Here is a 24,672-nt window from a genome sequence, read left to right as displayed (position 1 = left end):
CGGGTACCCGGTGCCGCGACCGCGGCCCGCGTTGCGCGGCCCGGTGGCGCGCGGGAAGGTCGTAGGAACCGCGCAGAGGAGGTCGGCAGCATGCCCATCGCGACGGTCAACCCCGCGAACGGCGAGACGCTCAAGACGTACGAGGCCCTGTCCTCGAAGGAGATCGAGCGCAGGGTCGCCCTGGCGGCGAGCGCGTTCGACGCGTACCGCACGACGACGTTCTTCGACCGGGCGAGGCTGCTGCAGCGGGCCGCCGACCTGCTGGAGGCGGACGCGCCGGACATCGCGCGCGTGATGACGACCGAGATGGGCAAGCCGGTGGCGGCGGCCCGGGCCGAGGCACTGAAGTGCGTGAAGACGATGCGCTGGTACGCGGAGCACGCGGCGCGGCTGCTGGCGGACGAGCATCCGGCAGAGCCGGACGTGCAGGACTCGGGAGCGGCGCGGGCGCATGTGCGCTTCCGGCCGCTCGGGCCGGTGCTCGCGGTGATGCCGTGGAACTTCCCGTTGTGGCAGGTCGTGCGGTTCGCGGCGCCCGCGCTGATGGCGGGGAACGTGGGCCTGTTGAAGCACGCGTCGAACGTTCCGCAGACGGCGCTCTATCTGGAGGATCTGTTCCGGCGGGCCGGGTTCCCTGAGGGGTGTTTCCAGACGTTGCTGATCGGGTCGGGTGCGGTCGAGGGGATTCTGCGCGACGAGCGGGTGGTGGCGGCGACACTCACGGGCAGTGAGCCGGCCGGGCGTTCCGTGGCGTCGATCGCGGGCGACGAGGTGAAGAAGACGGTTCTGGAGCTGGGCGGCAGCGACCCGTATGTGGTGCTGCCTTCGGCGGACGTGGCGAAGGCGGCGAGGACGGCTGTCACGGCGCGGGTGCAGAACAACGGGCAGTCGTGCATCGCGGCGAAGCGGTTCATCGTGCACGAGACGGTGTTCGAGGAGTTCCGGGACGCGTTCGTGGCCGGGATGCGGGAGTTGCGGGTGGGCGATCCGCTCGACGAGGACACGGACGTCGGGCCGCTCTCCAGCGAGCAGGGGCGCCGCGATCTGGAGGAGCTGGTCGACGACGCGGTCGAGAGCGGGGCGACGGTGCTGTGCGGTGGGCAGCGGCCGAAGGACTTCGCCGACCGCGGCTGGTTCTACGAGCCGACCGTCATCGCGGATGTGACGCCGGAGATGCGCATCCACCGGGAGGAGACGTTCGGCCCGGTGGCCACGTTGTACCGGGTCGCGGACCTCGACGAGGCGATCGCCGTCGCCAACGACACGCCCTTCGGGCTGAGTTCCAACCTGTGGACGCGGGACGAGGACGAGATCGAGCGGTTCGTCCGCGACAGCCAGGCGGGCGGCGTCTTCGTCAACGGCATGACGGCCTCGCACCCGGCGCTCCCCTTCGGCGGCGCGAAGCGCTCCGGTTACGGGCGCGAGTTGTCGGACCACGGCATCAAGGAGTTCTGCAACGTCACGACGGTGTGGATCGGCGCCTGACGGCGAGGGCCGGGTGCCGCGCCCGATCGTCGAGCCGGGCGCCCGCGCACAGCCCGTGCAGCAGGTCGCTTCCGGAGCTGTGCCCCACGGCGAGGAGGGCGGCGACCGGCGCCGTGAGGTCGGTTCCGGTCGCCGCCGCGTCGAGGAGCGCTGCCGCTTGCGGGACGCAGTAGCCGGCGGCGGCATGCCGTAGCAGTGCGGCGGAGACCGGCGGCGTGTGCGCTTCCGCGTGGGTCGCGATGTCGGCGAGGGCGGGCAGCCAGGCGGGGGGACGTCGCGCCAGTCGGGCGGTGAGCAGCAGTCCGCAGAGGAAGTCGTCGCCGGACGGGGTCGCGCCGGGGCCGAGGCCCAACAGGGCGACTGCCGCGCGGCGTTGAACGGTCGGTGCCCCTTGCGCGAGCGCGCGGACGAGCGCTGTCGCGGCGGGGCGGGCCTGCGCGGCAAGCGGCCGGGGTGGGCGCAGGCGGGCGAGCCGGTCGAGCGTCGGGCCGGGTGGGGTGTCCTGGGCGCGGGGCGGTGCCCAGAACTCCCGCGCGGCCAGGCGCAGCGGCCCGATCGCGAGGCGCCCGCACCCGACGCGCCCCGCGTCGCCGACCGCGACACCGTGGAACGGCCGCTCCCCCGCGGCGTTCGGCACGACGACGGCGTTCGGCACCCGCACGGCCTGCGGCGCCAGCACGGCGAGCGGGGTGTCGCCGCCGTGCGGGAGCAGGTACAGCGCCTGCCGGGCGACGGCGATGACACGGGCGGGGCGGGGCGGCCCGGTGAGGGTTTCGCGGGCCAAAGTGCTCGCGGCGCAGAGGAGTTGGGCGGGACTCATGGGTACTGGTGGGTCGCGTGAGCCGGTTGCGCCAGCGGGTTGGCGTCCGCCGCGTCCGGTACGGCGGACGCCGCCAGGTCCGGTACGGCGGACGCCGCCAGGTCCGGCACGGCGAACGCGGCCAGCGCCTTGCGGAAGCACTCCAGCGGGGCGTGCGCGAGGCCCGCGCCGATCTGGCCGATGCCGGGCTCGCGGTGGGCGATGCCCGTCGTGACGACCGGTTCGATGCCGGTGTCGAGGACGGCGCGCACGTCGATGCCGACCGGGGAGCCGATACCGCCGAGGGCGGGCAGCCGGTACGCCTCGTGGCGGGCCAGGGTGATGCGGGCCATGTCACGGCTGGTCCGCAGCGCCTCGGCCACGGTGCCGCCCACGAATCCGGTGATGGCGGGCGCGGCGGCGAGGGCGAAGCCGCCGAGGCCGTTCGTTTCGGTGATGGCGCTGTCGCCGATGTCGGGGTTGGCGTCCTCGGGCCCGTATCCAGCGAAGTACAGCCCCCGCACCTCGGCGGCGGGCGCCGTGAACCAGGCGTCGCCGAGGCCGCTGACGCGGATGCCGACCTCGACGCCGTTGCGGGCGAACGCGGTGACGAGCGTGGAGTGGGCGACGCCGTGGGCGGCGGAGGTGGCGAGTTTCGCGGCGGCCATCGAGAAGTTGAGGAACCAGTAGTGGTTGTCGGCGAGGAATTCCAGGACCTCGGGGCCGTGCGGTACGCGGGCGAGCGGCGCGGCGAGTTCGCGCAGCAGCAGGGCGGAAGCGGCGGTGTTGCGGCTGTGGCACTCGTCGCCCATCTGAAGCGCCTGGGCGACGACGGAACGCAGGTCCACCCCGTCGGGCCGCGCGGCCAGGGCGGCGCGCAGCGCCGGGGCGAGCACGTCGGCCATCCAGCGCAGGCGGTCCATCACGTCGTCGCCCAGCGCCCCGTAGCGCAGGCAACGGCCCGCGCCCTCGTTGAGATTGGCGTAGGCGCGGCGCCCGGTGGCCGGGTCCTCGACGACGAGCACGGGCATCGACGGGGACGTAATGCCGCCCATGGGTCCCACGGCCTCGTGGTGGTGGCACGGCTCGAAGCGCAACTCCCCCGCGTCGACGAGGCGTTCGGCCTGCTCCGGGGTGTCCGCCCAGCCTTCGAGGAGTACGGCGCCGATGACACCGGCACGCATCGGGCCGCACATGTCGGGCCAGGCGATGGGGGGTCCGGCGTGCAGCAGGACGCGTTCGCCGGTGGCGCGGTCGTCGAGCACCGGGAGGACGTCGCGGGCGGTGCGCACGTCGCGCCACACGGGGCGGACGGCGAGCAGCCGGTCGACGGCGGTCCGGTTGGCCGCCTCGACGCGGGCGTGTCCGGTGAGTTCGGCGAGCTTCCAGGCGAGGTCGGGGTCGCCGCCGGCCGGGGGCCGCCAGTCGAGCGTGCTGACGTGGGCGCCCGCGGTGCGGGGCACCTCGGCGAAATCGGCCACGCCGACGGCGGCGATACGTGGCGGGGTGTCACCCGCGCCGAGCAGGTCCGGCGCGGGTGACACCGGATCAGGCACCAAGTGCGTGGTCATGTTCGGCCTCCTGGCGAAGAGTCGGGGTGGCATCGTGGGCGCTCGGGCCGGGCCGACCGGCCACCAGCGACACGGCCCATTCGGCGGCGTCCGTACTGGTCGGTGCCAGTCGCGCGCCGGCCTCCTCAAGACGTTCCCGCTGCGCCGCCGCACCCTGGGGATCGCCCTCCGTCCCGACGACGAACGCGATGACCGGCGGCCTCCCCCACTCCGTCACACGTCCTTGCTCCGTCACACGTCCCCGCTCCGTCACACGCCCCCGCTCCAGCTCAGCCGCCAGCGCCCCGGCCGGATCGGGCCCCGCACCATGCCCCAGTACGACGTCGAGCACCACGGCCGCCGTGCGCGGGTCGGCGAGCGCGGCGCGCAGGTGGGCAGCGCGCACCGTCGGGTCGATCATCGGGTGCGGGCGGCCCGCGGTGTAGGCGTCGTCGCCGAGGTCGAGCACCAAGTGGCGTTCCGGGAGGCGGACTTCGCGCCCGGGAACGTAGGGCGCGAGCTCCGTGGCCGCTCCGGGCAGCAGCTGCCGCGCCTCGTACGCGAAGGTGCCGCCCGCGTACAAGGCGCGCAGGTACCGGCCGGGGCCTGGTGACACGTCCGGTGGCGGTGTCCACGGCTCCGGAGCGGCACCGCCCAGCGTCCGCACCGCCTCCCGCACGGCGTCGCGCAGCGTACCGACCACCGACACCGACCCGGGCGACACCCGCCCACCCGTCAACTGCCCACGCGCCACCGGGCGTTCGGTGCCGAGGAACGCCGCGACGACCGGCTTGCCCGCACGCGCCGCGCGCGCGACGACCCGCTCGGCCACCTCCGGCGCGGGCGGCTTCGACACCAGCACGATCAACTCGCAGCCGGGGTCGGCGGCGAGGAGGTCGAGCGCGTCGAGGGTGGTGCGCGCGCCGACCTCCGCGCTCAGGTCACGGCCGCCCGTCCCGATCATCTGCCGGACGCCTTCACCTGCCGCGTCGAGCAGGCACGACACCTGTTGAAGTCCGGTTCCCGAGGCGCCGATCAGGCCGACGCGGCCGGGGCGCAGGACGTTGGCGAAGCCGAGCGGTACGCCGTCGAGCATGCCGGTGCCGCAGTCGGGCCCCATGGCGAGCAGACCGCGCTGGTGGGCCTCCTCCTTGATGCGGATCTCCTGCTCCAGCGGCACGTTGTCGCTGAAGACGAAGGCGTGCATGCCGCCGCGCAGCGCCTTGAGCGCTTCGGCGGCGGCGTACGGGCCGGGGGTGGAGATCAGCGCGAGCGAGGTAGCGGGGTCCGCCTCTACGAGCGCGCGTGGCACCCAGGCGTCAGCGGCATCGGCCTCCGGGGCGGCGGGCTGTTCGAGCAGCGTCGGCACCTCGCGCAGGGCGCCCTCGATGGCCTCGGCGGCGCCGCGCAGCGCGACGATCAGGTCGGCGGGCCGTGCGGCGCGGCCCTCGTCGGTGAGCAGTCCGGCGTCGGCGAGCAGCCGCAGATTGGGTTCGGTCGCCATGACGAGGCTGGCGGCCGTGATGCCGGGCAGCGCGGTGAGGTGCTGGGCCGCGCGCATCAGGGCGACGGAGTCGGCGTAGGCGTCGCACCGCACGGAGTTCGTGGTCAGGGTGCCCGGGGCGCGGGAGTCGTCGGTGGCGGAAGGGCCGTCGGTGGCGGGCGGGGTGGGCTCCATGCCATCGACGCTACGGCCGCCTCCCGGCCGTGGTCTTCGGCGAGCGGTGCCAGCGCGCGGGTGTGGATCACCGGCAGCGACTGACAGTGACCGGCGGCGCGGGCGCGCACCAGCATGGTCGGGGACACCCGCAACCACACCGGCCACCCCCGTCGACGTAGACGCATTCGAAAGGTGTCCCCCATGACCGACCCCCACACCCCACCGCCTCACACCCCACCGCCTCGCACCGCACCCGCCCACACCCCACCGACCCGCGCCCACCGCGCCGCCGCCGCGACCGAGGACTTCGCCGACGAGCGGCTGCCGCCCGGCAGTTCGCGCCCGACGCTCTCCATCATGTTGGTGCGGATGGGGTTCACGGTCTCGGCGACGGATCTGCTGTACGGGATGTCGCTCGGGCTCTTCTTCCCGTTCTGGACGGCGTTGTTGATCGCGCTCGGCTCGTCGGTCGTCGTCAGCGCGGTGTCGATCCTGTGCGGGCTGATCGGGCGCCGGGAGGGGATCACGACGGCGCTCGGGCTGCGGGCGGCGTTCGGGCGGGGTGGCAGCCGGATCCCGTCGTTCGTGATCGCGCTGCTGTCGGCCGGGTTCGTCGGCTACAGCACGGGCATCACGGCCGGGGTGCTGCCGGGCGGCGACCACCCGTGGCTGGGCCTCGGCTACTGCGTCGTGCTCAGCGCCGCGTACACGGCGGTGTCGATCGTCGGCTTCGGCAAGGGGCTTACGTGGGTGGGCCGGGTCAGTGTGCCGCTGATGCTGGTGACCGTACTGGTCGCGGTCGTGGCGACGGTCCGGCACGCGGGCGGGCTCGGCGCCGTCGTGGGCAGCGACCCGGTGCGGGCCGGGGAGGCGACGGCGCTCGGCCTGTTCGCGCTCGGCGTCAACAAGTGGATGACGGGCGCGACCGTCACCCCGGACATCACCCGCTTCGCGCGCAGCGACACAGTCGTGTGGACGACGACGATCGCCGAGTTCATCGTCGGCAACCTCGGCTTCAACCTGCTCGGCATCCTGCTCGGCCTCGGGGTCGGCGAGTCCGACATGGGCGCGGCGTTCGCCGTCGTCGGGGTGGGCGCGCTCGCCACCGTCGCCATCTTCGTGCAGGGTTTTCCGCACGAGGTGAACAACATGTACGCGGCGTCGCTGGCCGGGCGGTCCGCTTTCGACGTGCCGCGCATCGCGGTGAACGCCGTCGCGGGCCTGCTCGCCTGCGGCCTCGCGTACTACGGTCTCTCCGCCGGAATCCTCGACGCGTTCCTCACGTACCTCGGCTATCTCGGCTACGCCATCCCCCTCATCCCGGGCATCCTGCTCGCCGACTACTTCCTTGTACGGCGCGGGAGTTACGACCTGTCGGAGGCCGCCGTGGCGGCGGTCAACTGGCGTGCGGTGGCGGCGTTCTCGGTCGGCCTCGCCATCAATCTCGTACTCGGATTCGTCCTGGGCGACGAGTTGTGGCACGTGCTGCCGCTGACGGGCGCGGTGCTGTATCTGCTGTTCTCCGCGCGGCGGCTACGTCGCCGGGGTCCGGCCGCCGCCACAGCGGTCGGCGGGCCCGCGGCGGCGCTCAGCGAGCGCGCGCGCTGAGCAACCGGTGCGCGTGGACCGCGAGTTCGGTCTGGAGCCGGCGCATCGGATCCTTGTCGGGTGCGCCGGTGAGCCGTTCGATCTGCTTGAGGCGGTAGCGCAGCGTGTTGTAGTGCACGTGGAGTTCCTCGGCGGCCTCGACGCCGTTGCGGTCGCGCCGCAGATACACGGTGAGGCTGTGCACGAGGCTGCCGTCGTGCCCGGCGTCGTAGGTGAGGAGCGGACCGAGGGCGTCGTCGACGAGCGCCTGGAGCTCACCGGTGGGCAACTGGTCGAGCAGCCGGTAGACGCCGCTCTCCTCGTGCAGCCGCACGAACGACCGTGCCGGGCCTTCGAGTTCGCGGCCGAGGGCGAGCGCGCTGAGGGCTTCGCTGTGGCTGAGGTGCAGTTCGGCGAAGTCGTCGCGGACGGTGCCCGCCGCGACGGCGACGACCCGCCCCGGGCAGGCGGCGGCGACGGCGCGCCGCAACTCCTCGCACCGGGCGCGCAGTTCGTCGCCGCCGGACGCCACGAGGGCCGTCAGCCCTCCGGGGGTACCCCAGGCGGGGGTGTGCGCGCCGAGTGCGGTGCGGGCGGCGGCGAGCAGGCGTTCCTCGGTGAGGCGTACGCCGCCGCCCTCCGGTCCCGCCGCGGCCTCGACGACCACGGCGGCGCGGGGCCTCTCCAGGTCCCAGCCGAGGGCCGCGGCCCGCCGCGCCGACTCCGCGCGATCGCGCGGCGGATGCGAGACGAGTTCGGTCAACAGCAGGGTGCGGTAACGGCGTTCGCGTTCGGCGAGGACCCGTTCCTGCACGGCGAGCATCCCGGCGAGGCTCGCCACGTGGTCCGCTGCGGTGGCCCACTCCTCGTCGGGTACGCAGCCGGGCCCGGCCCACAGGGCGACCTCGCCGCCGCTGCGGTGGCCGACCGAGATCGGCCTGGTCACGGACGCGGGCGCGTGCTCGGGCACGTGGCCGGCCGCCGCGAGGAGCGCGCCGTCCGGGCCTCGGATGGCGGCGGGGCAGCCGGTCTCCCCGGCGAGCAGCGCGACGAGTTCGCGGTAGGAGCCGCCGCCGAGGACGGCCTGCGACAGCCGGTCGCGCAGCGCCTGCGAGCGCTCCAGGCTGAGGGCCTGCCGGTTGAGTACGGTGCCGATGACCTCGGAGAGGATGTCGTTGAGCATGACGTCGCCGGGCAACTCGACGATGGGGAAGCCCAGTTCGTCGGCGCTGCGCAGCATCGGACCCGGCAGGCGCGGCAGATAGGGGCCCACCTTCACACCGAGGGCGGCGAGGCCCCGGTCGGCGAGTTCGGGGACGAGTCCGGTGAGCGCGCGCTCGTCGTCGCGGACGGCGTAGGCGGTGGTGAGCAGGAACTCGCCGCCGCGCATCCAGCGGATGATGTCCGGCACTTCCATGATGTTGGCGACCCGGATCGGGCGGCGCGCGCCCCGCTCCCCTGCCGCCAGGCGGGCGCCCGCGAGCGCGGGCAGCTCCAGCGCCTGGGCCACGGTCAGGGCCGCGGCCCCTGCGGGACGGGGCGCCGTCACGGTGCGCGGAACAGGGGTCACGCAGCTCACTATGGGCGCCCTTCCGGGGGCTGTAAACGCTCGTGACGCAAGGTTGTATACGATTCTTGGGCGCACCCACCGGACCACGACGGGGCACAGGACCGGCACCACCGACGCCCGTCCGAGGCACTGTCAGCGAGCGTCAACTCCCCCGCACACACGCTGGCACCGACTGCCCATGACCGCCGCGTCCGGCGTTCCTATCGTCCTGGCATGCCTCCTGGAACCGCGCCTCCACCTGCCGCTTCCGCCGCGCGACCGGCGACCGTGACGCCTCCCCCCGCCCCCGTCACGGTCCTCGCCATCGGCGGCAACGCCCTGCTGAACGGCGGCCCGCGCGCCACCATCGCCGAACAGTTCACCGCCGCCCGGCAGTTGGCGCGGCCGGTCGCCGAACTCGTCCGCGCGGGACACCGCGTGGTCGTCACGCACGGCAACGGCCCGCAGGTCGGCTTCATCAAGCGGCGCGCCGACCTCGCGGCCGAACTGGCCCCCGAACTCCCGCTGCTCGACCTCGACATGTGTGTCGCCGACTCGCAGGGCAGCCTCGGCTACATCCTCGTACGCGGACTGTCGGACGCCCTGCCGCCGGGGTCCCGGCCGGTGGCGCTGCTCACGCACACCGTCGTCGACCCGGACGACCCGGCGTTCGCCCGGCCCACCAAGCCGATCGGCGCCCACTACGAGCGCGCGGAGGCGGAGCGGCTCGCCGCCCGGCACGGGTGGACGGTCGCCGACGACGCGGGGCGCGGCTGGCGTCGCCTCGTCCCCTCGCCGGAGCCGCGCGCGATCGTCGAACTGGGCGCCGTCGCCGCCCTGTTGGACGCCGAGCACGTCGTGGTGGCGGGCGGGGGCGGCGGCATTCCCGTCACACGCGGAGCCGACGGGGCGCTGCGCGGTGTAGAGGCGGTCGTCGACAAGGACGCGACGTCCGCGCTGCTCGCCTCGGCGCTCGGCGCGGACGAACTGATCGTGACGACCGGGGTGGAGCGGGTCGCCCTCGACTGGGGCACGCCGCGCCACCGCGACCTCGACCGCATGGACGCGACGCAGGCCCGCGAGCACCTGGCGGCGGGGCAGTTCCCCGAGGGCAGCATGGGCCCGAAGGTGCGGGCCGCCCTGGACTTCCTGGCAGCCGGCGGGCACCGGGTCCTGATCACGTCGCCGGGCGCCCTGAGCGACGCGCTGCGCGGCGCGACCGGGACACGTGTCGTGCCGGATCCCCGGGTGGGCGGCGGGACCCGAAACACGACGGGTTCGGAGCCTTAACACGCCGGAAGCAAGATCACTTCACGCTCTCAGCAGCCCACTCCCCCACGACGGCCGGAGGACCACCCATGACGCTGACCACCGCCGACCCCACCCCCGACAGCCTGCCTCCGGACGGCCGCCACCACCTCACCACCACGCCCGACACCGTGCGCTGGGGTGAACTCCCCCGCGCGGACAGCGCCCCCGTGCTGAAGGTCGCCGACGGAGACACGGTCACCCTGGACCTCGTCTCCCACGAGGGCATCCTGCCGGACCAGGGCCGGGACCCGGTCGCGTTCTTCGGCTCGTACGGGGTTCCGGCCGAGCAAGTGCCGCGCGACGCCCAGGAGATCGCGGCATCGGACCTCGCGCGCGGCCCGGAGGGCATGCTCGGCCCACACGTCGTCACCGGCCCCGTCGCGGTGCGCGGCGCCAGGCCCGGCGACCTGTTGGCGGTGCGCACGCTGAGCCTGTACCGGCGTACGCACTACGGCATCGTCTCCAACCGCCACACGCGCGGCTCCCTCCCCGACGAACTCCCGGACCCGGCCGCCGAGTTCACCGGCCCTGACACGCGGCGCGCCCAGGAGGGCACCGTCTCCACGTTCTGCACCGTGGAACGCGACGGCGACGGCGCCGAGTTCGGGGTGCTGCGCTGTACGCCGACGCTGAGCGCGCGATTCCCGCTCGACCCGTTCGTCGGGATCATGGGCGTGACGGCCGACGGCCCGGACACCCTCGGCTCGGTGCCGCCGGGCCGCTACGGCGGCAACCTCGACATCAAACACCTGACGTGCGGATCGACCCTGTATCTGCCGGTGCGCACGGACGGCGCCGGCTTCTACGCGGGCGATCCGCACTTCGCCCAGGGCAACGGCGAGGTGGCACTGACCGCCCTTGAGGCACCGCTGCGTGCCACGTTCCAGCTGTCCGTCGTGCGGGGTGCGGCGGCGCGCCGGGTGACCGGGCTGCTCGGGGAGCCGTTCGCCGAGACCCGCACGCACTGGATCGCGCTCGGCCTCGACGCCGACCTCGACGAGGCGATGCGCCAGTGCGTGCGCTCCGCGCTCGGCTTCCTGACGGCACGTACCGGCATGGACCGGGCCACGGCGTACGCGTATCTGAGCGCGGCTGCCGACTTCGAGGTCTCGCAGGTCGTCGACCAGATCAAGGGCGTCCACTGCCTGATCCGCAAGGCGGACTTCCCCGCCGGAACGTGACCAAGATTCCGGACCCACAAGCCACACCCGCACCCGCACCCGCACCCGCACCCGTCGGCACGCTCCCCCAACCGAAGGAGAACCACCGTGACCGCTCTGCTGCTGCGCCATGCGCGTGTGGAGGACTCCCCCGACCCGACCGACATCCGCGTCCGGGGCGGCCGCATCGAGGCCATCGGCCCCGGCCTCGCACCACCGGAGGGCATCGGCGCCGAGGTCGTCGACTGCGCGGGCCGCGTCGTCATACCCGGTCTCATCGAGGCCCACCTGCACCCTGACAAGGCGTTGCTCGACGGCCTGCCCCAGGAAGGCCCGGAGGGCACCGGCTCGCTCGCCGACGCCATCCGTATCACCGCCCAGCTCAAGGCGGGTTTTACGTATGACGAAGTACGCGCGCGTGCCGAGCAGGTGCTCCGGATGTGCGTGCTCAACGGGACGACGGCGGTCCGCGCCCACCCGGACGTCGACCCGGTGGCGGGGCTCACCGGGCTCAAGGTCCTGCTCGAACTGCGCGAGAAGTGGGCGGCGTTGGTGACCCTCCAGGTCGTCGCGTTCCCCCAGGAAGGGATCTTCAAGGCGCCCGGCACGGAGAAGCTGCTGCGCGAGGCGCTCGACGCGGGCGCCGACGCCGTCGGAGGTTGTACGTATAACGAGGCCTCGCTCGCCGACTGCCACCGGCACGTGGAGCTGGTCCTCGACCTCGCGGCGGAGTACGGCGTCCCGGCCGATCTGCACGCGGACTTCGGCGACGACGCCGCCGACCCCCGCTTCGCGCTCGCCGAGTTCATCGCCTCCCGCACCGCCGAACGCGGCCTCCAGGGACGTGTCACCCTCGGCCACGCCACCTCGCTCGGCGGCCGCCCGCCCACCGAGCGGCGCGCCGCCCTCGCCGCGCTCGCGGCCGCCGGGGTGGCGGTCGTGCCGCTGCCCGCGACGGACCTGTTCCTGGGCGGCCGGGGCGACGACACGGCGCCGCGCCGCGGCCTCGCCCCGGTGCGCGAACTCTGGGACGCGGACGTCCTGACCGCCTGCGCCACGAACAACATCCGCAACGCGTTCACCCCGTACGGCACCGGCGACGTCCTGGAGACCGCGCTGCTGCTCGCCCGCGTCGCACACCTCTCGGGCCCCTCCGACCTGCGTCGCGTGCTGCGCATGGTGACGTACGACGCCGCGCGCGTGATCGGCGTCCCGGACGCGGACTACGGGGTGCGCGAGGGCGCGGTGGCGGACCTCGTGGTCCTGGACACCCGGGACCACGCCACGCTGCTCCTGGACCGGCCCGCGCGCACGGCGGTCGTCAAGTCGGGGCGGGTGGTGGCCCGTTCGGCGTTCTCCGCCGAACTCGACGGTTCCCTCATCGCGGGCGAGGTGGCGTGACATGGCCGAGGCGACGACCGGGACGACCCCGGCGACCCAGGTGACACCCGTCGTACGGGACCGGATTCCGCACGAGATCGTGGCGTCGGTGCTCGCCGCGACGACCGCTTTCGTGGGCGGAACGGCCCTGCACCTGCCACCGTGGGCGATCTTCATCTCATGGGCGGGTACGTTCCTGCTGGGCGGCCCGAGCCTCGCCAACGCGCGCCGCCTGTGGTGCGCGATGCCGGTGGGGTCGACGTACGCGCTGCTCATCGTGCTCCTGGAGACGAACGCGGGGACGGCGTTCGGCGAGAGCCAGTTGGCCCGCAATGCCTTCGGGGCCGTCTGTATCCTCGTCCTGAACAGCGCACTGATGTACACGGGCCGGGTCCGGTTCTTCTCGCTCATTCCCGGCATGTTCTTCGGTTTCGCGAGCTACTTCGCGACGTTCTTCGGAGGGTTCGGCTACGACGCGGGCAATCCCTGGGCGGCCTGGCTGTGCGTGGTCGCCATGAACGCGCTCGGGCCGGTGTACGCCTGGCTCTCGGTGAAGCTGGCGTTCCCGGTCGAGATCAAGTCGCCTTCCTGAGCCGCCCTGTTCACCCTGGCGTCACTCCGTGTTCGGGGCGGGGGCAGAGCGTGTGCGCGGTACATCGGTTCAGCCGCACAACACCGTTACAGCCGCACACCGTTCCCGCGCCGCAGGAGGTCTCCATGTCCCCGCTCGTTCCCGGCAAGCGCCGCACCGTCGGACTCGCCGTCGCCGCCGGCGTGCCGATCGCCGCGCTCGTGGCGCTCGGTGCGGCCCCGGCGGCGACGGGCGCGCCCACCGGGTCCGGCGCGGCCGAGGTCACCGGCAGCGCGACGCTCGGCGACATACCCCTGGGCGAGTTCTCCAACGCACTGCTGCCGGACTCGGTCGGCAACGACCGGGGCGTGGACCTCGGCGGCATCGGCTCGGACCTCTTCCCGGCGGGCCGCGACGGCGAGTTCTGGACGGTGACCGACCGCGGCCCGAACGGCCAGATCAAGGTCGACGGGACGAAGCGGCGCACGTTCCCGGTGCCCGGTTTCGACCCGGCGATCGTGAAGATCCGCGTGGCGGGCGAGAAGGTTCAGGTCCTGGACGCGATCCCGCTCACCACACGGTCCGGCAAGCCCGTCACCGGCCTGTCGAACCAGGAGGGCCGCGACGAGAAGCCGTACTCCTACGATGCCGAGTCCCCGCTCTCGTACGACCCGAACGGCCTCGACACCGAGGGCATCGTGCGGGCGGCGGACGGCGGCTTCTGGCTCGTCGACGAGTACGGCCCCTCGCTCGTGCACGTGTCCGCGGACGGCCAGGTCCTCGCCCGGCACGTGCCGAAGGGCCTGAACCTGAAGGGCGCCGACTACCCGGTCGTCGAGTCGCTGCCGTCCGTGCTGCTGCACCGCAAGGTCAATCGGGGCTTCGAGGGACTGGCCCAACTGCCGGGCGGTGACCTGGTGCTCGCGGTGCAGAGTCCGCTGTCGCTGCCGGACGAGGACGCGGGCGAGGCCTCGCGGACGACGCGCCTGCTGCGGTTCTCGCCGAAGAGCCAGGCGGTCACGGCCGAGTACGCGTACCGCTTCGACCCGGTGGACGTGGTCGACCCGGGCGAGGACGACCCCTCCGAGCTGAAGATCTCGTCCATCGTCGCGGTCGGCGGCGACCGGCTGCTCGTGGAGGAGCGCACCGACAAGGCGGCCCGCCTTCAGGAGGTGCGCCTGACGCGCGGCGCCGACATCCTGGGCGGGCGCTGGGACGACGACGCCATGTCCCCGTCCCTGGAGCAGTTGCCCGACCCGGCGGCGAGCGGCGTCCCGGTCCTCGGCAAGCGCCTCGTGGTGGACCTGGACAAGGTGGACGGCGTACCGGACAAGATCGAGGGCATCGCGCTCGCGGGCCGCGACGAACTCGCCCTCATCAACGACAACGACTTCGGGATGACCGACGGCGCCGAGGCCTTCGACGCGGACGGCCGGCTCGTGGACAGCGGCGTCGAGACGAAGGTGACGCGCGTGAAGCTGCCGAAGGGCGCCCTGTAGGTGACCCAGCGCCTACAGGTGGCGCGGCGCCTACAGGTGGGGCCCGGCGCGGCACGTCCAGAGCCTGCCGCTCGGATCAGGTCCTAGCCGAACAGCCCCGTAGGCAATTCGCTCGGCAACTCCGATGGCAGTCCGCTCGGCAGCTTGCTGGGGAGTTCGCTCGGCAGCTTGCTGCGCAGCGAGGACGGCAGCTCGCTCGGGATGCTCAACGAGGGCGAGGGCGTGGCCCGTTGGCTGCTCTTGTCGGGCGACTTCTTCTCTTCCTTGGAGTCGAGATCGCGCGTCACCACGAGGGCCACGGCAGACGTGATGATCAGCGCCGCCAGGACGACGGCGATCAGCAGGAATCTACGCTGCCGTTCCGGACGGCGCGGCCCGTCGGGCGGCGGCGCGCCGAAGCCGCCGCCGGGCGGTGGGGCATCGTTCGGCGGCGGTGGCGGTGACGGTGGCACCGGTGGAAGGGACACCCCTCCAGGATTGCCTCCCGACGGCCAACACGCGAGCCCCTCAACGGAGTTGAGGGGCCCGGTTCCCGTGTGGTGTCAGCCGCGCACACCCAGCAGGTGGTCCATCGCCAGCTGGTCGAGGCGCTCGAACGCCATGCCGCGCTCGGCGGCGGCCTCGACGTCGAACTCCTCGAATGCGCTCTTGTCGGCGAGCAGCGAGGAGAGGCCGTCGGCGGCGGTCGGCTGCGCGAGCTGGTCGAGCCGGGAGGCGGCCAGCGCCTCCTGGACCTCCGGGTCGTCGCGGAAGGCGGCGGCCCGGTCCTTGAGGATCAGGTAGTTGCGCATGCAGCCCGCGGCCGAGGCCCACACGCCGTCGAAGTCCTCGGTCCGCGGCGGCTTGAAGTCGAAGTGCCGCGGGCCCTCGTAACCGGCCTGCTCCAGGAGGTCGACGAGCCAGAACGCGGCGCGCAGGTCGCCGGCGCCGAAGCGCAGGTCCTGGTCGTACTTGATGCCGGACTGGCCGTTGAGGTCGATGTGGAACAGCTTGCCCGCCCACAGAGCCTGGGCGATGCCGTGCGGGAAGTTGAGGCCCGCCATCTGCTCGTGTCCGACCTCGGGGTTCACGCCGTACATCTCGGGCCGCTCCAGGCGCTCGATGAACGCGAGGGCGTGGCCGACGGTCGGCAGGAGGATGTCGCCGCGCGGCTCGTTCGGCTTGGGCTCGATGGCGAACTTGAGGTCGTAGCCCTGCTCGACGACGTACTCGCCGAGGAGGTCGAAGGCCTCCTTCATGCGGTCCAGCGCGTCGCGCACGTCCTTGGCTCCGCCGGACTCGGCGCCCTCGCGGCCGCCCCACGCGACGTACGTCTTGGCGCCGAGCTCGGCGGCGAGGTCGATGTTCCGGATGACCTTGCGCAGCGCGTAGCGGCGTACGTCGCGGTCGTTGGCGGTGAAGCCGCCGTCCTTGAAGACCGGGTGCGTGAAGAGGTTCGTGGTGGCCATCGGGACGACCATGCCGGTGGCGTCGAGGGCCTGCCGGAAGCGCTTGATGTGGGACTCGCGCTCGGCCTCGGAGGCGCCGAACGGGATCAGGTCGTCGTCGTGGAAGGTCACTCCGTAGGCGCCGAGCTCGGACAGGCGCTGCACGGACTCCACCGGGTCGAGCGCCGCCCGGGTGGCGTCGCCGAACGGGTCGCGGCCCTGCCAGCCGACCGTCCACAGGCCGAAGCTGAACTTGTCGTCAGGGGTGGGCTGGTACGTCATCTTGCGGCTCCCTCGCCGACTATTTCGTCATGGCGCTTTACAAATTAGTATGCGGGAACGCCGCTGGGAAGAGCCGACCGCGTCACAGACCCAGATTTCCCGAGATGTACAGACCGAGATGCACAGACCGAGATGTACAGACCGACATGTACAGACAGAGACTTGCCGAGATTTCAGGAGAGCCGCATGTCAGCTGCCGATGGCCCCCTCGTCGTAGGAGTCGACAGTTCCACGCAGTCCACGAAGGTCCTGGTCGTCGATGTCGCCACGGGCGCGACGGTGGCGAGCGGCCAGGCTCCGCACACCGTCACCTCTGGCGCGGGCCGCGAGAGTGACCCCGAGGAGTGGTACCGGGCGCTGCGCGAGGCGCTCGCCCAGTGCGGCGACGCGGCCCGGCGCGCCTCGGCGGTGTCGGTCGGCGGGCAGCAGCACGGACTGGTGACGCTGGACGCACGGGGGCGCCCGGTGCGTCCAGCGCTGCTGTGGAACGACGTGCGCTCGGCGCCGCAGGCCGCCAGGCTCGTGACCGAGCTGGGCGGCGCGAAGGCGTGGGCGGAGCGGTTCGGCAGCGTGCCGGCCGCCTCTTTCACGGTGTCGAAGTGGGCGTGGCTGGCCGAGCACGAGCCGGACGCGGTGCGCGCGACGGCCGCGGTGCGGCTGCCGCACGACTACCTGACCGGACGGCTGACGGGTGACGGCACGACGGACCGGGGCGACGCGTCCGGTACGGGGTGGTGGGCGTCGGCGACCGAGGCGTACGACGAGGACGTGCTGGGGCGTGTGGGCCTCGACCCGGCGCTGCTGCCGAGAGTGGTCGGACCGGGTGAGGTCGCGGGCACGGTGCACACTTCGGGCGGAGAACTGCCCTTCGCCAAGGGCACGCTGGTGGCGGCGGGCACGGGCGACAACGCCGCCGCGGCGCTCGGCCTCGGCCTGCTCCCCGGAACTCCCGTGCTGAGCCTGGGCACTTCGGGCACGGTGTACGCGGTGTCCCGGAACCGCCCGACCGACCCCTCCGGTACGGTCGCGGGTTTCGCGGACGCGCGCGGCGACTGGCTGCCGCTGGCCTGCACGTTGAACTGCACGCTCGCGGTGGACCGGATCGCGGCGCTCCTCGGCCTCGACCGGGAGGCGGTCGAGCCGGGCGGCACGGCGACGATCCTGCCGTACCTGGACGGCGAGCGGACCCCCAACCTGCCGGACGCCTCCGGCCTGTTGACGGGTCTGCGGCACGACACGACGGGCGGCCAGCTCCTTCAGTCGGCGTACGACGGCGCGGTGCACGCGCTGCTCGCCGCCCTCGACCGGGTCCTCGACGCGGACGCCGACCCGACGGCTCCCCTGCTCCTCATCGGCGGCGGGGCGCGCGGGACGGCCTGGCAGGAGACGGTGCGGCGGCTGTCGGGGCGGGCGGTGCAGGTGCCCGAGGCCCGCGAGTTGGTGGCGCTGGGCGCGGCGGCGCAGGCCGCGGCCCTGCTCACCGGCGAGGACCCGGGGGCGGTGGCGCGGCGCTGGGACACCGCGCGGGGGCCGCTGCTCGATCCGGTGGAGCGCAGGGACGAGGCGACGATGGAGCGGATCTCCGGGGTGTTGGCGGGTGCCGGGGTGCTGCTCGGCGACGCGGAGGGAGTCGGCGAGGGCTGAGCGGCCCCCTCGCGGGCCGAACCCGCGTCCACGCCACTCCACCCCACCGCACCCCACCGCCCCTGGGAGCATGTCCGTATGACCGCACCACTGCACCGGCCGCGACCGGGCACGTCCGACACCCAGCAGGCCATGCGCCGCCGCAACCTGTCCCGCGTCATGCACGCGGTGGCCGCCGAGGGACCGCTGTCGCGGGCCGCGGTGGCGCAGCACATCGGCCTCACCAGGGCGGCCGTCTCGACCCTCGTCGACGAGTTGATCCGGGCGGGGCTCCTGGAGGAGTTGGGGCCGCAGCGTCCCGGCGGCGTCGGCCGGCCCGGCTCCGCGCTCGCCGTCAGCGGCCGCGGTCCCGCGGGGCTGGGCGCCGAGGTGGGCGTCGACCATCTCGCGGTGTGCGCGGTGGATCTGCGCGGCGAGGTGCGGGCGCGCGCACGGCGCCGGGTGAGCAACCGGGGGCGTGCGCCCAAGCCCGTACTGGACGAACTCGCGGAACTCGTACGGGAGGTGGGCGCGCAGGCGCGGTCGGCCGGATTGCACCCCGCCGGACTGGCGATCGCCGTGCCCGGCCTGGTGGCACGCGGCACCACGACCGTCGTGCGGGCCCCCAACCTCGACTGGCACGACACGGATGTCGCGGCCCTGCTCCAGGGCGACGTGCCGGTCACCGTCGAGAACGAGGCCAACTTCGGCGCCCTCGCCGAACTGTGGCTCGGCGAGGAGTCCCCCGCCGACTTCCTCCACGTCTCGGCGGAGATCGGCATCGGTGCGGCGCTCGTCGTCGACGGTCAACTGCTGCGCGGCACACGCGGGTTCGCGGGCGAACTCGGCCATGTGCCGGTGCGCCCCGAGGGGCCCGCGTGCCCGTGCGGCGGGCGGGGCTGTCTGGAGCAGTACGCGGGTGAGGAGGCGGTGCTGCACGCCGCGGGCATCGAGCCGGGCCCCGACCGGGTGACGCTGCTCGCCGAGCGGGCCGCCGACGGTGACACCGCGACGCGGCGGGCGCTGCGTTCGGCGGGCACGGCGCTCGGCATCGCGCTGACCGGGGCGGTGAACCTCGTGGACCCGCGTGCGGTGGTCCTCGGGGGCGCGCTGTCCCGCCTCGCGCCGTGGCTCCTTCCGTCCCTGGAACGTGAGTTGACCCGTCGTACGGCATCACCGGAGGACGGCGTCCTCGTCTCCGGGCTCGGTTCGGACGGGCCGTTGCTGGGGGCGGCGCATTCGGTGGTACGGGCGGTGCTGGACGATCCGATGGGGGCGGTCACCGCGGCGTAGCTCCGGCATCGGGACGGGGTGCCCCAGTGCCACTGGTTCGGACCTCTGACGTGCGGTTGTTCACAACGCGCCGGTTGTCCACAGATCTTCCGCGCCCCCTTCCGCCCCAACCTGCGGGCCCCGTAACGTGATTCACGCGAGGCGCCGTTGCTCCTGTCCGTCCGGCGGGGACGGCGCGCGCACGGGGAGGGGGATTGCCGTGTCGGGAGACATCAACGACTGGGTCTACGCGGGTCCAGTCGCGGGCATACCGCTGGTGCGTGGCGCCACGGCCCTCACCCACTCCCCACAGAGCGGAGCGCAGTCCCCATGAGCGATCTCCGGATGCTGACCGTCCGCCCCGAACCGGGCGAGTACGCCTGGACGTTCGGCGGCGCGCCACCGGTCGCGCGCATCGCGCCGGGCACGGCGCTCGACCTCTGCACGGAGGACTGTTTCGCGGGCCGGGTGCGCTCGGAGAAGGACCTCGTATCGGAGGTCTGCGAATTTCCGTTCCTCAACCCGCAGACGGGCCCGTTCCACATCGAGGGCGCCGAGCCGGGCGACACCGTCGCGGTGCACTTCGTGTCGGTGGAGCCCGCGCGAGACTGGGCGGCGTCCACGACTGTGCCGCTGTTCGGCGCGCTGACCTCGACGCACACGACGGCGACGCTGCAGCCGCCGCTCCCCGAGACCGTCTGGATCTGGCAGCTCGACCGGTCGCGCCGCACCGCCCGATTCGCGGCCAGGGACAGCGAGTTCACCGTCGAACTCCCCATGGACCCGATGCACGGCACGGTGGGCGTCGCGCCCGCGAACCTGGAGGTGCGATCGGCCCTCGTCCCGGACGCACACGGCGGGAACATGGACACGCCGGAGATGCGGGCGGGCGTCACCTGCTACCTCGGGGTGAACGTGCCGGGGGCGCTGCTCAGCCTCGGCGACGGGCACGCCCGGCAGGGCGAGGGCGAGACCTGCGGCGTGGCCGTGGAGTGCGCCATGCGGACCGTCGTCATCGTGGAACTGCTCAAGGGCGTGACGACGCCGTGGCCGCGCATCGAGTCGGACACGCACCTCGTCTCGACCGGTTCGGCGCGCCCCCTCGAGGACGCCTTCCGAATATCGCAGCTCGACCTGGTGCAGTGGCTCGTACGGGACTACGGGTTCAGCGAGTTGGACGCCTACCAGTTCGTGACGCAGACCGTGGAATCGCCGCTGGCGAACGTCTGCGACACCAACTACACGTGCGTCGCCAAGCTCCGCAAGGAGTGGCTGCCCGCCCGCGAGACGCACCGCGGGCTGCACGCCCGGCTGCGCGAGAGCGCGACGACACTGCCCCGCCCGGAACTCTGAGCCCACCCCCACTCACCCACTCACCCACTCACCGCACCGCACCGCACACTGCACACCGCCCGCCGCACCCTGCACCCCCCGCTCCGACCGCCCCACCGGTGACCCGAGAGGCAGGATTGACATGGACCGAGCAACAAACGCAAGCTCCCCCTTCCCGAGCCGGCGCCGCATGCTCCAGCTCGGGGCACTCGCCGCGGTGCCCACCACCCTCCTGGCCACGGGCCGGGCCGAGGCCCGATCGCTCGCGGTGGACTACCCGAAGGCCGAGTCCGTGCCCGCGAGCAAGTCCAACTACACGGTGTCCGGGCGCCCGTTGTCGTACCCGATCGACTTCGTGATCGTCCACGTCACGCAGGAGAACTACGCGACGACGCTCGACATCTTCAAGAACCCGGCCAAGCAGGTCTCCGCGCACTACGTCGTCCGCTCCTCCGACGGACACATCGCCCAGATGGTGCGCGAGAAGGACGTCGCCTGGCACGCGGGGAACTGGAACTACAACACGCGCAGCATCGGCATCGAGCACGAGGGGTGGGTCGACAAACCGCAGTACTTCACCGACGCGATGTACCGGGAGTCCGCGGCGCTGACCGCGTCGATCTGCACGCGCTACGGCATCCCGAAGACCCGCGACCACATCCTCGGGCACGTGGAGGTGCCCGGCACGGACCACACGGATCCGGGTCCCTACTGGGACTGGGAGCGGTACATGCGCCTTGTCCAGGGCACCTGACCCGGGCGGCACTCCCCCGGGTCCGGCCTACCCGGTGGGCGACGGCACACGTCTCCACACGCGTGTGCGGCATGTGCCGAATCGCCCGATCCGTGTTCCGCTCCTTGTCGGCCCGCTTCCCCGGAGCGACGATGGTCGCGCCACCGCACCGTCGCGACGGATCCGCCCTGGAGGCCGAGTTGACCGAACAGTGGGTCGCCCTGGAGCCGGGCACCGATCCGTCCGAGCGCGTCCGGGCGCTGCGCCGCGCGCACGACCGGTTCACCACGGCGGGCACCGTGGTCCGTCCGGTGCGCCCGGTCGTCGCCGCGTCCTGGCGCCGCTCGGCGGGCGCGCACGTCAGCCCGGACGACGCGGCCTCGGTGGAGATGCCGGAGGGCGACCTCGACGCCTACCGCGCCGAGCACCCGCTGTCCCGCGTCATGCCGCTCTTCCGCGAGCTGATGGGCACGTTCGCGGCGGACGGCGAGCACCTGCTGGCGGTGTGCGACGCGCACGGCAGGCTGCTGTGGGTCGAGGGCCACACCGGTACGCGGCAGGCGGCGGGCCGGATGAACTTCGTGCCGGGCGCCCGCTGGTCGGAGTCGGCGATGGGCACGAACGCGCCGGGTACCGCCGTGGCGGTGGACCGTCCGGTGCAGGTGTTCGCGGCCGAGCACTTCATCCGCCGGGTCCAGCCGTGGACGTGCGCGGCAGCTCCCGTGCACGACCCGCACACCGGCCGCCTGCTCGGCGCCATCGACATCACCGGCGGCGACCGCCTCGCGCACCCGCACAGCCTGGCGTTCGTACAGGCGGTGGCCCGCGCGGCGGAGTCCCAACTCGCCCTCCAGGCACCACCACCCACGACCGAACCGACCCTGCGCCTCACCGCGCTCGGCCGCGACGAGGCGCTGCTCCTCACCCCCACCGGCCACAAACTCCGCCTGAGCCGCCGCCACAGCGAGCTCCTCGTCCTCCTCTCCCGCCACCCGGAGGGCCTGACCGGCGACGAGCTCCTCTGCTTCCTGTACGAGGACGAGTCGGTGACCCCGGTGACCCTGCGCGCCGAACTGGCCCGGCTGCGCCGCGTGGTGGGCCCGGACGTGCTGCGCTCCCGGCCCTACCGCCTGTCCGCCCCGGTCGACTCGGACCTCACCACGGTGGAGCGCCGCCTCGCGTCCGGGGCGGTCACGGCGGCGGCCTCCGCGTACACCGGCCCCCTCCTGCCCGGCTCGCAGGCGCCTGCGGTGGCCCGCATCCGCCGCCGCCTCACGGACGAACTCCGGGCGGCCCTGATCGCCCGCGGCGACCCCGACCTTCTGGCCGACTGGGCGCACGCGCCGTGGGGCGAGGACGACCTGGAGGTGTGGCGCGCCCTCGCGGCCCTCCGCCCGACGCCACCGTTCCTGGCCCGAGCCGCCGCACTCGACGCGGAACTCCGCTCGTGACTGCAACGTGACTGCAACGTCCGGACTCCTAGCCTCCCCTTCGAACGCTGCCCAACGGCGGGCAGCCGCACAGGAGGCCAGCCACCATGACCCGCTACGCAGCGCCCGGCACGCAGGGCTCCGTCGTCTCCTACCAGGCCCGCTACGACCACTTCATCGGCGGCGAGTACGTACCGCCCGCCCGCGGCCAGTACTTCGAGAACCCGAGCCCCGTGAACGGGCAGCCGTTCACCGAGATCGCCCGCGGCACGGCCGAGGACGTCGAGCGCGCCCTCGACGCCGCGCACGCCGCCGCCCCCGCCTGGGGCCGCACGGCGCCCGGCGCCCGCGCGGACGTCCTCCTGAAGATCGCCGACCGCATGGAGCAGAACCTCGAACTCCTCGCGGTCGCGGAGAGCTGGGAGAACGGCAAGCCGGTCCGCGAGACCCTCGCCGCCGACATCCCCCTCGCCATCGACCACTTCCGCTACTTCGCGGGCGCGGTCCGCGCGCAGGAGGGCAGCCTCTCCGAGATCGACGACGACACGGTCGCGTACCACTTCCACGAGCCGCTCGGCGTCGTCGCGCAGATCATCCCGTGGAACTTCCCCATCCTGATGGCGACATGGAAGCTCGCCCCGGCCCTCGCGGCCGGCAACGCGGCGGTCATCAAGCCGGCCGAGCAGACCCCGGCGTCGATCCACGTCTGGCTCGACCTCATCAAGGACCTCCTGCCGCCAGGCGTGGTGAACGTCGTCAACGGCTTCGGCGTCGAGGCCGGCAAGCCCCTCGCCTCCTCGTCCCGCGTGGCGAAGGTCGCCTTCACCGGCGAGACCACGACGGGCCGCCTGATCATGCAGTACGCCTCGGAGAACATCAAGCCGGTCACCCTCGAACTCGGCGGCAAGTCCCCCAACATCTTCTTCGACGACGTCTGGGCCAAGGACGACGACTTCCGCGACAAGGCCCTCGAAGGCTTCACGATGTTCGCCCTCAACCAGGGCGAGGTGTGCACCTGCCCCTCCCGCGCGCTCATCCAGCAGGGTCACTACAGCGAGTTCCTCGACGCGGCGATCGCCCGCACCGAGGCCATCAAGCCCGGCCACCCCCTCGACACCGACACGATGATCGGCGCCCAGGCCTCCAACGACCAGCTCCAGAAGATCCTCTCGTACCTGGACATCGGCCAGCAGGAGGGCGCGAAGGTCCTCACGGGTGGCGGGCGCATCGAGTACGACGGCGAGTTGGCGGGCGGCTACTACGTCCAGCCGACCATCTTCGAGGGCCAGAACCGCATGCGGATCTTCCAGGAGGAGATCTTCGGCCCGGTCGTCTCCGTGGCCTCCTTCGCCGACTACGACGACGCCATCAAAATCGCCAACGACACCCTCTACGGCCTCGGCGCCGGGGTGTGGACCCGCGACATCAACACGGCGTACCGGGCGGGCCGTTCCATCCAGGCGGGCCGCGTCTGGACCAACTGCTACCACGCCTACCCGGCCCACGCGGCGTTCGGCGGCTACAAGCAGTCCGGCATCGGCCGCGAGAACCACAAGATGATGCTGGACCACTACCAGCAGACGAAGAACGTTCTTTGTTCATACAGCCCGAAGAAACTTGGGTTCTTCTAGAGCCTCAAGTCGGGCTGCCTGGAGGCGCCGTTGCCCTCCAGGTAGCCCGACGTCAGAGTCACTCTGGGTAAGCAACAGGCTGCCTCAAGTCGATGGCCGTCCTGCACGAGGACTGCCCCCGGACCAGTCACGGACCAGAGTCCCGCCCGGGGGTGAGGCAGGTGACAACCCTCTGACACGTGCGGTGGCACGACGTAGCCGGACCGCTCAGGCTCTGCAGCGCGCTCCGCAGACGTGGGCACACGCATCGCACCCAATCGCTTTCCTCAGAGGGCCCCTTGACCATCGTGTCGGCGGCCGTGCTCCTGGCCTGATACGTCAACTCACCCAAGAACGGTGTGGATCGATTCCCCGACGGGCTGTCAGTGCCTGCGCCTAAGGGCTGCCCCGA

At 73.0% G+C, this 24,672-nt stretch carries 19 protein-coding genes; 13 read left to right on the top strand and 6 right to left on the bottom strand.

Annotation, left to right across the window (positions count from 1 at the left end; translation table 11 throughout):
- Window positions 1-90 precede the first annotated feature (90 nt).
- Window positions 91-1,485, top strand: coding sequence for an NADP-dependent succinic semialdehyde dehydrogenase (locus RBJ65_RS38570; protein ID WP_306323209.1), 1,395 nt, complete (start codon window positions 91-93; stop codon window positions 1,483-1,485).
- Here the strand turns inward: RBJ65_RS38570 and RBJ65_RS38565 are convergent.
- Genes RBJ65_RS38565 through RBJ65_RS38555 form a run of 3 tightly spaced genes read right to left on the bottom strand, consistent with a single transcriptional unit; the run spans window position 1,460 to window position 5,512 of the window.
- Window positions 1,460-2,305 carry a DUF2877 domain-containing protein gene (locus tag RBJ65_RS38565; RefSeq protein ID WP_306323210.1) on the bottom strand — a complete coding sequence of 282 codons (846 nt, stop codon included), beginning with the start codon at window positions 2,303-2,305 and terminating at the stop codon, window positions 1,460-1,462. The genes RBJ65_RS38570 and RBJ65_RS38565 overlap by 26 nt on opposite strands.
- A complete protein-coding gene (locus tag RBJ65_RS38560; RefSeq protein WP_306323211.1) occupies window positions 2,302-3,855 on the bottom strand; it encodes a DUF1116 domain-containing protein in 1,554 nt (517 codons plus the stop codon). Before RBJ65_RS38560 ends, RBJ65_RS38565 begins: the two co-directional genes overlap by 4 nt.
- Window positions 3,833-5,512 (bottom strand): transcriptional regulator, encoded by a 1,680-nt coding sequence (locus tag RBJ65_RS38555; RefSeq protein WP_306323212.1) that lies wholly within the window; start codon window positions 5,510-5,512, stop codon window positions 3,833-3,835. The genes RBJ65_RS38560 and RBJ65_RS38555 overlap by 23 nt, the downstream gene beginning before the upstream one ends.
- Window positions 5,513-5,695: 183 nt before the next feature.
- Between RBJ65_RS38555 and RBJ65_RS38550 the strand changes: the two genes are divergently transcribed.
- On the top strand, window positions 5,696-7,102 hold the full coding sequence (locus RBJ65_RS38550; RefSeq protein WP_306323213.1) for a cytosine permease: 1,407 nt from the start codon (window positions 5,696-5,698) through the stop codon (window positions 7,100-7,102).
- On the opposite strand, the gene RBJ65_RS38545 is transcribed toward RBJ65_RS38550, so the two are convergent.
- The gene (locus RBJ65_RS38545) at window positions 7,083-8,651 is read right to left on the bottom strand and encodes a PucR family transcriptional regulator (RefSeq protein ID WP_306323214.1); all 1,569 of its coding nucleotides are present in this window, start codon (window positions 8,649-8,651) and stop codon (window positions 7,083-7,085) included. The two genes, RBJ65_RS38550 and RBJ65_RS38545, sit on opposite strands and share 20 nt — an antisense overlap.
- Window positions 8,652-8,864: 213 nt before the next feature.
- On the opposite strand from RBJ65_RS38545, the gene RBJ65_RS38540 reads away from it, so the two are divergent.
- The 5 genes from RBJ65_RS38540 (at window position 8,865) to RBJ65_RS38520 (ending at window position 14,551) form a co-directional block, all read left to right on the top strand.
- Window positions 8,865-9,920: a carbamate kinase gene (locus RBJ65_RS38540; protein WP_306323215.1), complete on the top strand. Its 1,056-nt coding sequence runs from the start codon at window positions 8,865-8,867 to the stop codon at window positions 9,918-9,920.
- 68 nt (window positions 9,921-9,988) lie between these two features.
- The gene (locus RBJ65_RS38535) at window positions 9,989-11,122 is read left to right on the top strand and encodes an acetamidase/formamidase family protein (protein ID WP_306323216.1); all 1,134 of its coding nucleotides are present in this window, start codon (window positions 9,989-9,991) and stop codon (window positions 11,120-11,122) included.
- 87 nt (window positions 11,123-11,209) lie between these two features.
- Complete coding sequence (locus tag RBJ65_RS38530) at window positions 11,210-12,502, top strand: amidohydrolase family protein (RefSeq protein WP_306323217.1); 1,293 nt, start codon at window positions 11,210-11,212, stop codon at window positions 12,500-12,502.
- Window position 12,503: 1 nt separating this feature from the next.
- Complete coding sequence (locus RBJ65_RS38525; protein WP_306323218.1) at window positions 12,504-13,073, top strand: DUF1097 domain-containing protein; 570 nt, start codon at window positions 12,504-12,506, stop codon at window positions 13,071-13,073.
- A gap of 125 nt (window positions 13,074-13,198) precedes the next feature.
- Window positions 13,199-14,551 (top strand): esterase-like activity of phytase family protein, encoded by a 1,353-nt coding sequence (locus RBJ65_RS38520; protein ID WP_306323219.1) that lies wholly within the window; start codon window positions 13,199-13,201, stop codon window positions 14,549-14,551.
- 83 nt (window positions 14,552-14,634) lie between these two features.
- Here the strand turns inward: RBJ65_RS38520 and RBJ65_RS38515 are convergent, their stop codons facing one another.
- Both RBJ65_RS38515 and xylA read right to left on the bottom strand, forming a co-directional pair.
- The gene (locus RBJ65_RS38515) at window positions 14,635-15,018 is read right to left on the bottom strand and encodes a hypothetical protein (RefSeq protein WP_306332201.1); all 384 of its coding nucleotides are present in this window, start codon (window positions 15,016-15,018) and stop codon (window positions 14,635-14,637) included.
- A 75-nt stretch (window positions 15,019-15,093) separates the two neighbouring features.
- On the bottom strand, window positions 15,094-16,260 hold the full coding sequence (gene xylA / locus RBJ65_RS38510; protein WP_306323221.1) for a xylose isomerase: 1,167 nt from the start codon (window positions 16,258-16,260) through the stop codon (window positions 15,094-15,096).
- A gap of 186 nt (window positions 16,261-16,446) precedes the next feature.
- Between xylA and xylB the strand changes: the two genes are divergently transcribed.
- The 6 genes from xylB (at window position 16,447) to RBJ65_RS38480 (ending at window position 24,281) form a co-directional block, all read left to right on the top strand.
- Window positions 16,447-17,904, top strand: a complete 1,458-nt coding sequence (gene xylB / locus RBJ65_RS38505) for a xylulokinase (protein WP_306323222.1) — start codon at window positions 16,447-16,449, stop codon at window positions 17,902-17,904.
- A gap of 78 nt (window positions 17,905-17,982) precedes the next feature.
- Window positions 17,983-19,176, top strand: a complete 1,194-nt coding sequence (locus RBJ65_RS38500) for an ROK family transcriptional regulator (protein WP_306323223.1) — start codon at window positions 17,983-17,985, stop codon at window positions 19,174-19,176.
- 309 nt (window positions 19,177-19,485) lie between these two features.
- The gene (locus tag RBJ65_RS38495; RefSeq protein ID WP_306323224.1) at window positions 19,486-20,508 is read left to right on the top strand and encodes an acetamidase/formamidase family protein; all 1,023 of its coding nucleotides are present in this window, start codon (window positions 19,486-19,488) and stop codon (window positions 20,506-20,508) included.
- Between the two features lie 121 nt (window positions 20,509-20,629).
- Window positions 20,630-21,241 carry an N-acetylmuramoyl-L-alanine amidase gene (locus RBJ65_RS38490; RefSeq protein WP_306323225.1) on the top strand — a complete coding sequence of 204 codons (612 nt, stop codon included), beginning with the start codon at window positions 20,630-20,632 and terminating at the stop codon, window positions 21,239-21,241.
- Between the two features lie 179 nt (window positions 21,242-21,420).
- Window positions 21,421-22,671: a GAF domain-containing protein gene (locus tag RBJ65_RS38485; protein ID WP_306323230.1), complete on the top strand. Its 1,251-nt coding sequence runs from the start codon at window positions 21,421-21,423 to the stop codon at window positions 22,669-22,671.
- Between the two features lie 86 nt (window positions 22,672-22,757).
- Window positions 22,758-24,281: an aldehyde dehydrogenase family protein gene (locus RBJ65_RS38480; protein WP_306323226.1), complete on the top strand. Its 1,524-nt coding sequence runs from the start codon at window positions 22,758-22,760 to the stop codon at window positions 24,279-24,281.
- The last annotated feature ends 391 nt before the right edge of the window (window positions 24,282-24,672 follow it).

It is taken from the genome of Streptomyces sp. KL109B, from assembly GCF_030766935.1.
GTDB lineage: Bacteria > Actinomycetota > Actinomycetes > Streptomycetales > Streptomycetaceae > Streptomyces.
Note: the sequence above shows the minus strand (reverse complement) of the source record. Positions and strands in the feature narration are given on the sequence as shown.

Excerpts from the sequence above, each read along its gene's own strand:
- RBJ65_RS38570 (WP_306323209.1), top strand. The coding sequence starts at position 91 with ATGCCCATCGCGACGGTCAACCCCGCGAACGGCGAGACGCTCAAGACG.
- RBJ65_RS38565 (WP_306323210.1), bottom strand. The coding sequence starts at position 2,305 with ATGAGTCCCGCCCAACTCCTCTGCGCCGCGAGCACTTTGGCCCGCGAA.
- RBJ65_RS38560 (WP_306323211.1), bottom strand. The coding sequence starts at position 3,855 with ATGACCACGCACTTGGTGCCTGATCCGGTGTCACCCGCGCCGGACCTG.
- RBJ65_RS38555 (WP_306323212.1), bottom strand. The coding sequence starts at position 5,512 with ATGGAGCCCACCCCGCCCGCCACCGACGGCCCTTCCGCCACCGACGAC.
- RBJ65_RS38550 (WP_306323213.1), top strand. The coding sequence starts at position 5,696 with ATGACCGACCCCCACACCCCACCGCCTCACACCCCACCGCCTCGCACC.
- RBJ65_RS38540 (WP_306323215.1), top strand. The coding sequence starts at position 8,865 with ATGCCTCCTGGAACCGCGCCTCCACCTGCCGCTTCCGCCGCGCGACCG.
- RBJ65_RS38535 (WP_306323216.1), top strand. The coding sequence starts at position 9,989 with ATGACGCTGACCACCGCCGACCCCACCCCCGACAGCCTGCCTCCGGAC.
- RBJ65_RS38525 (WP_306323218.1), top strand. The coding sequence starts at position 12,504 with ATGGCCGAGGCGACGACCGGGACGACCCCGGCGACCCAGGTGACACCC.
- RBJ65_RS38520 (WP_306323219.1), top strand. The coding sequence starts at position 13,199 with ATGTCCCCGCTCGTTCCCGGCAAGCGCCGCACCGTCGGACTCGCCGTC.
- xylA (WP_306323221.1), bottom strand. The coding sequence starts at position 16,260 with ATGACGTACCAGCCCACCCCTGACGACAAGTTCAGCTTCGGCCTGTGG.
- xylB (WP_306323222.1), top strand. The coding sequence starts at position 16,447 with ATGTCAGCTGCCGATGGCCCCCTCGTCGTAGGAGTCGACAGTTCCACG.
- RBJ65_RS38500 (WP_306323223.1), top strand. The coding sequence starts at position 17,983 with ATGACCGCACCACTGCACCGGCCGCGACCGGGCACGTCCGACACCCAG.
- RBJ65_RS38495 (WP_306323224.1), top strand. The coding sequence starts at position 19,486 with ATGAGCGATCTCCGGATGCTGACCGTCCGCCCCGAACCGGGCGAGTAC.
- RBJ65_RS38490 (WP_306323225.1), top strand. The coding sequence starts at position 20,630 with ATGGACCGAGCAACAAACGCAAGCTCCCCCTTCCCGAGCCGGCGCCGC.
- RBJ65_RS38480 (WP_306323226.1), top strand. The coding sequence starts at position 22,758 with ATGACCCGCTACGCAGCGCCCGGCACGCAGGGCTCCGTCGTCTCCTAC.